Source organism: Ralstonia sp. Ralssp135, from assembly GCF_047304345.1.
GTDB classification, from domain to species: domain Bacteria; phylum Pseudomonadota; class Gammaproteobacteria; order Burkholderiales; family Burkholderiaceae; genus Ralstonia; species Ralstonia chuxiongensis.
This window is the reverse complement of the sequence record NZ_JBGLYZ010000077.1, coordinates 1-6,277: the sequence shown is the minus strand read 5'-3', so window position 1 is coordinate 6,277 and position 6,277 is coordinate 1. Positions and strand designations below refer to the sequence as shown.

6 protein-coding genes are annotated in these 6,277 nt (G+C 65.0%); 4 read left to right on the top strand and 2 right to left on the bottom strand.

What is annotated here, in order from left to right:
• Positions 1–454, bottom strand: a 454-nt coding sequence (locus ACCD03_RS25295) for an amidase (protein ID WP_413413264.1), incomplete at its 3' end; no start/stop codon positions are given.
• Between the two features lie 88 nt (positions 455–542).
• Positions 543–842, bottom strand: coding sequence for an Asp-tRNA(Asn)/Glu-tRNA(Gln) amidotransferase subunit GatC (gatC, locus tag ACCD03_RS25290; protein WP_413413263.1), 300 nt, complete (start codon positions 840–842; stop codon positions 543–545).
• 502 nt (positions 843–1,344) lie between these two features.
• On the opposite strand from gatC, the gene ACCD03_RS25285 reads away from it, so the two are divergent.
• The 4 genes from ACCD03_RS25285 to mrdA all read left to right on the top strand — a co-directional run.
• On the top strand, positions 1,345–2,388 hold the full coding sequence (locus ACCD03_RS25285) for a rod shape-determining protein (protein ID WP_004628293.1): 1,044 nt from the start codon (positions 1,345–1,347) through the stop codon (positions 2,386–2,388).
• Positions 2,389–2,627: 239 nt separating this feature from the next.
• Entirely contained in the window at positions 2,628–3,674 is a 1,047-nt protein-coding gene (gene mreC / locus ACCD03_RS25280) for a rod shape-determining protein MreC (RefSeq protein ID WP_413413262.1), read from the top strand.
• A gap of 16 nt (positions 3,675–3,690) precedes the next feature.
• Positions 3,691–4,203, top strand: a complete 513-nt coding sequence (mreD, locus tag ACCD03_RS25275) for a rod shape-determining protein MreD (protein ID WP_015856079.1) — start codon at positions 3,691–3,693, stop codon at positions 4,201–4,203.
• A gap of 42 nt (positions 4,204–4,245) precedes the next feature.
• A partial coding sequence (gene mrdA, locus ACCD03_RS25270; RefSeq protein WP_413413261.1) for a penicillin-binding protein 2 occupies positions 4,246–6,277 on the top strand: 2,032 nt, incomplete at its 3' end.

The window sequence follows — 6,277 nt, the reverse complement described above, 5'->3', positions numbered from 1 at the left end:
CCGACGAGCCGCCCGGCACGTGCTCGACGTTCCAGGGGTTCTTGACCGCGCCGAAGGCCGAGTTCTCATTGGACGAACCCATTGCAAACTCGTCCATGTTGGTCTTGCCCAGCGTCACCATGCCGGCCGCGCCCAGGCGCTCGACGACGGTGGCGTCAAACGGGCTGGTGTAATTGCCGAGCATCTTGGAGCCCGCCGTGGCGCGCCAGCCGCGCGTGACGAACACGTCCTTGTGCGCGATCGGCACGCCGGTCAGCGGCGCCGCGTTACCGGCTGCGATGCGCGCGTCGGCGGCCCGGGCCTGGGCAAGCGTTGCCTCGGCGTCGACGTGGGTAAAGGCGTTGAGGTGCGCCCCGGCCTCGATGCGCGACAGGTAATGGCGCGCCAATTCCTCCGCCGAAACCTCCTTGGCGGCGAGTTGGGCGGACAGGGCTTTGATCGTGGATGCGGTCATCGAATACGTTCGGATGGGCTGCCGGCAAGCGCCGGCGACGTCGAATGGAGAGGGCTCAAGACGGGCGCGGGAGCGCCGTTTACGCGGATTACTCGATCACCTTGGGCACGAGGTACAGGCCAGCTTCGGTGGCCGGCGCGCATTGCTGGTAGTCCGCGCGGCGGTCAGCCTCGGTGACGGCATCGTCGCGCAAGCGCTGTGCTTGCGCCTGAACCTGCTCGATCGGGTGGGCCATCGGCTCAATGCCGGTGGTGTCCACGGCCTGCATCTGCTCGACCAGCGAGAAAAACTGGTTGAGCTGGGTGAGGGTCTGCGCGGCCTCGCCTTCGGAGACTTCGATACGGGCAAGGTGGGCGATACGTTTGACGTCGGAGAGATCGAGTGCCATCGGAGTGGGTCAGTGAGTGCGGCGGCGGGCGGGCAGCGTACGGCAAGCGACGGCTACTGCGCGCGAGGGGCGCCCAGGTTGGGCCCCGACAGCGCCGATTTGCCGCAATTTTGGCGCCAAACGCCCGCCGAATACCCGCAGAATGCCCGAATTATAAGGTATGATTGCCGACTAAATTTCTAAGTCAGCAGGCGACTTCGTGCAGTCACGGACCCTCTGATTAAGTACTCCGGGAACCTCCCGGCAGTCGCACCGTCAGCATCAGGCGACACTTAATCAAAGGTTCCTTGGGGGCCCCCTCTCCGGGCGGCCCAGCCTCGGCAGGATGGCCAGTGCCACGGCACCCCACCGTCGATCACCACGGAGCCCGCGACATTCCCGGGAGCGCAGTAGCAGGATCGGACCGCATGGCATGCCCTTGCGGCGTCCGCGCGTTGGTGCAGCCGTTGCGCCGCAATCCTGCTACTGGGCCGCCCATGACTCGAAAAACAGGATTCATTCGATGTTCGGCTTTTTGCGCAGCTATTTCTCCAACGATCTCGCGATCGACCTCGGCACCGCCAACACCCTGATCTACGTCCGCGACAAGGGCATCGTCCTTGACGAGCCCTCGGTGGTGGCCATTCGCCAGGAAGGTGGCCCGAACGCCAAGAAGACCATTCAGGCCGTCGGTAAGGAAGCCAAGCAGATGCTGGGCAAGGTGCCGGGCAATATCGAGGCGATCCGCCCGATGAAAGACGGCGTGATCGCCGACTTCACCGTCACCGAGCAGATGCTCAAGCAGTTCATCAAGATGGTGCACGACACCAAGCTGCTGCGCCCGAGCCCGCGCATCATCATCTGCGTGCCGTGCGGTTCGACCCAGGTCGAGCGCCGCGCCATCCGTGAATCGGCGCTCGGCGCCGGGGCGTCGCAGGTGTACCTGATTGAAGAGCCGATGGCCGCTGCCATTGGTGCTGGCCTGCCGGTGTCGGAGCCGTCGGGTTCGATGGTGGTGGACATTGGCGGCGGCACCACCGAGGTGGGCATCATCTCGCTGGGCGGCATGGTCTACAAGGGCAGCGTGCGCGTGGGCGGCGACAAGTTCGACGAGGCCATCGTCAACTACATCCGCCGCAACTACGGCATGCTGATCGGCGAACAGACCGCCGAAGCCATCAAGAAGGAAATCGGCTCGGCCTTCCCGGGTTCGGAAGTGCGCGAAATGGAAGTGAAGGGCCGCAACCTGTCGGAAGGCATTCCGCGCGCCTTCACGGTGTCGTCCAACGAAATCCTGGAAGCGCTGACCGACCCGCTGAACCAGATCGTCTCCTCGGTGAAGATCGCCCTGGAACAAACCCCGCCGGAACTGGGCGCCGACATTGCCGAGCGCGGCATGATGCTCACCGGCGGCGGCGCGCTGCTGCGCGACCTCGACCGCCTGCTGGCCGAAGAAACCGGCCTGCCCGTGCTGGTGGCCGAAGACCCGCTGACCTGCGTGGTGCGTGGCTCCGGCATGGCGCTCGAACGCATGGACAAGCTCGGCAGCATCTTCTCGTACGAATAACGGGACCATGCACCACGCCGATCCGCGTTCCGCTGTTGCGACCGATTTCGTGACCACCATTGTGGTCACGCCAGCCGCCTTCGCGGATCGCTGAGATGCGTCTCGCGCCGGTGCGCCGTGCTCCGCCCGCCAAGGGCTTGGGCACCGCACCAGCGCCACACCCAATCTGTTGCCGGCAGACCGTTGACCTTGACGTTGACCGTCACGCGTCTGCCGTGCCCATTTGAAGCGTCCGGGTCATGGATTACTCCCCGCCGCCCCTCTTCAAGCAGGGCCCGTCCGCCACCGCGCGGCTGGTCGCTCTGCTCGCGCTCGCGCTTGCGTTGCTGGTGATCGATGCCCGCATGTCCGTGCTGGGCGTGGTCAGGCAAGTCGTGTCGGTCATCCTGTACCCCGTCGAGCGCCTGGTTCTGATCCCGCGCGATACGGCACGCGCCGCACTCGAATACACGCAATCGTCCACCAAGCTGGCTGTTGATAACCGCAGCTTGCGCGAATCGGCCGTTGCCCAGGCGCAGCAATCGCTGCGCGCCTCGCAGCTCGAAGCCGAAAACCGCAATCTGCGCACGCTGCTCAATCTGAAGCAACACGCGGCGGTGCCCACGGTGGCGGCGGAAGTCCTCTACGAGGCACGTGACCCTTATACGCAGCGCATCGTGATTGATCGCGGCTCCAAGGACGGCGTGCGCGCAGGCTACCCGGTCATCGATGACCGCGGCGTGGTCGGCCAGGTGACGCGCGTATCGCTGTTTGAATCGCAAGTCACGCTGCTGACCGACAAGGACCAGGCGATTCCCGTCGAGGTCGTGCGCAACGGCCTGCGCAGCGTGGCGTTTGGCGGTGCCCGACCGGGTGCGCTGGACCTGCGCTTCATGGCGGCCTCGGCCGATCTGCAACAGGGCGACCTACTGGTCACGTCGGGGTTGGATGGCGTCTATCCGGCGGGCCTGCCGGTGGCGCGCATATCGCAAATCGAGCGCAAGGCCGACACCGCGTTCTCGCGCGTGGTCTGCGAACCGGTGGCCGGCATCCGCAGCAACCGGCACCTGCTGATCGTGAAGTACGAATCGGGCTTCCCGCCGCCGACGGATTTGTCGCCGACACCGGTGCCCAAGGGCAAGAACGCTGCCCGCGACGCTCGCGAAGAGAAAGACCGCGCAGCACGCGCTGCCGCCGAGGCCAATGTGCCGGGCCCCACGCCTGCAGCTGAAGAAAACACCCCGCCGCCGCGCCCGACCGACGCCGACGGCAATCCGCTGGATACCGATTCAGCGCAAAAACGCTGAAGCGAGGCCATCGATCATGAACTCGCCCCAATACCTGCTGCGCCCGGTCAACCCCGGCTTCATCGCTTTCAGCTTCGTGCTGGCGTTCCTGTTCAACCTGATGCCGTGGGGCCACATGCAGTGGATTCCCGATCTGGTGGCACTCGTGCTGGTGTTCTGGAACATCCACCAGCCGCGCCGCGTGGGCATGGTGGTGGCCTTCCTGCTGGGTCTGTTGATGGACGTGCACGAAGCGCGTCTGCTTGGCGAACACGCGATGGCCTACACGATGCTGTCGTACTTCGCGATCACGATTCACCGGCGCGTGCTGTGGTTCTCGGTGCTGTCGCAGGCGCTGCATGTGCTGCCGCTGCTGGTGCTGGCTCACGCCGTACCGATCGTCATCCGCCTGCTGATGGGCGCGCACCTGCCGGACTGGCAGGTCATCCTGCCGCCGCTGATCGAAGCCGCCCTGTGGCCGTTCGCAAACGCGTTCCTGCTGGCGCCGCAGCGTCGCCCGGAGAGCGTCGATGAAACTCGGCCCATCTAAGGTGGCCGATCTGATGCACCCCGCCGTTAGCGTTCACCTGGCATGACCGAAATCCGCAACGTCGAACAGGAGCTGTCGCGCTTCCGCCTGCGGCTGGCGGCGGCCGCCCTTTTCGTGCTCGTCTGCTTCGGGCTGCTGCTGGCGCGATTCTTCTGGCTGCAGGAGGTCAAGCACGAGCAGTATTCCGCCAAGGCGGAAGACAACCGCATCTCGGTGGCGCCGATCGAGCCCAATCGCGGCATCATCATGGACCGCAACGGCGTGGTGCTGGCGCGCAACTATTCGGCGTACACGCTGGAGATCACGCCGTCCAAGCTGCAGGACACGCTGGACAACACGATCGACCAGCTCGCCCAGTTGGTCGATATCCAGCCGCGCGACCGCCGCCGCTTCAAGCGCCTGATGGAAGATGCGCGCAGCTTCGAAAGCCTGCCGATCCGCAGTCAGCTGACCGATCAGGAAGTGGCACGCTTCTCGGCGCAGCGCTTCCGCTTTCCGGGCGTGGACGTGCATGCGCGATTGTTCCGCCAATACCCGCTGGGCGAATCGGCGTCGCACGTGATCGGCTACATCGGCCGGATTTCCGAGCGCGACCTGGACCGCATCGACAACATGAGCGATGCCAACAGCCAACCCGGCGTGGCGTACGACCCGCGCAAGGATTCCAACAACTACAGCGGCACGGAATACATCGGCAAGGTCGGCATTGAACAGAGCTACGAGACTGAGCTGCACGGCCTGACCGGCTACGAAGAGGTGGAAGTGAGCGCGGGCGGGCGGCCAATCCGTACGCTGTCGACCTCGCAAGCTACGCCGGGCAACAACCTGATCCTGTCGCTCGATATCAACCTGCAGCGGCTGGCCGAGCAGCTCTTCGGCAACCGCCGCGGCGCGTTGGTGGCGATCGAGCCAGAGACGGGCGACATCCTCGCGTTCGTCTCCAAGCCGACGTTCGATCCGAACCTGTTTATTGAAGGCATCGACAGCGCGACCTGGAACGAGCTGAACAGCTCGCCGGACAAGCCACTGCTGAACCGCCCGCTGCGCGGCACCTATCCGCCCGGCTCGACTTACAAACCGTTTATGGCGCTGGGCGCGCTCGAGCTTGGCAAGCGCACGCCGCAGTGGGGCATGGCCGATCCGGGTTCGTTCACGCTGGGTAATCACACGTTCCGCGACGACGTGCCGGGCGGCCACGGCTGGGTCGACATGTACCGCTCCATCGTGATGTCGTGCGACACGTATTACTACCGGCTCGCCAACGACATGGGCGTCAACGCCATCCACGATTTCATGAAGCCGTTCGGCTTCGGGCAGGTCACGGGCATCGACATCGAAGGCGAGCGCACGGGCATCCTGCCGTCCACCGACTGGAAGCGCAAAGCCTACAAGCGCCCCGAACAGCAGAAGTGGTACGACGGCGAAACCATCTCGCTGGGCATCGGCCAGGGCTACAACAACTTCACCATCCTGCAGCTCGCGCATGCCATATCGACGCTGGCCAACAACGGTGTGGTGATGAAGCCCCACCTGGTGAAGGCGGTCGAAGATTCGCTGTCCAAGTCGCGCGCGCTGACAGTGCCGACGGAGAGCTACCGGATCCCGCTCAAGCAGGCGAACATCGACGTGATCAAGCGCGCCATGGTGGGCGTGAACCAGGCCGGTACGGCAGCCAAGGCGTTCATCGGTGCGCAATACGTGTCGGCGGGCAAAACGGGGACGGCGCAGGTGTACTCGCTGGGCAAGAACGAAAAGTACAACCACCACGCGATTCCCGAAAACAAGCGCGATCACGCGCTGTTCGAAGCGTTCGCACCGGCGGACCATCCGAAGATCGCGCTGGCAGTCATCGTCGAGAACGCCGGCTTCGGCGCCACGTCGGCCGCGCCAATTGCGCGTGCGGTCATGGACTATTACCTGACGGGCAAATGGCCCGCCGAGCTGGCCGCCACCGCGCCGAAGCCCCAGCAGCAACCGCCGGTGGATACGCCGAGTGTGTTCTCGACCGGCAAGACGGCCACCATCGCCAGCGCGACGGCTGCGCCCCAGGTTGCTGCAGAAGCAGCGTCAGGTG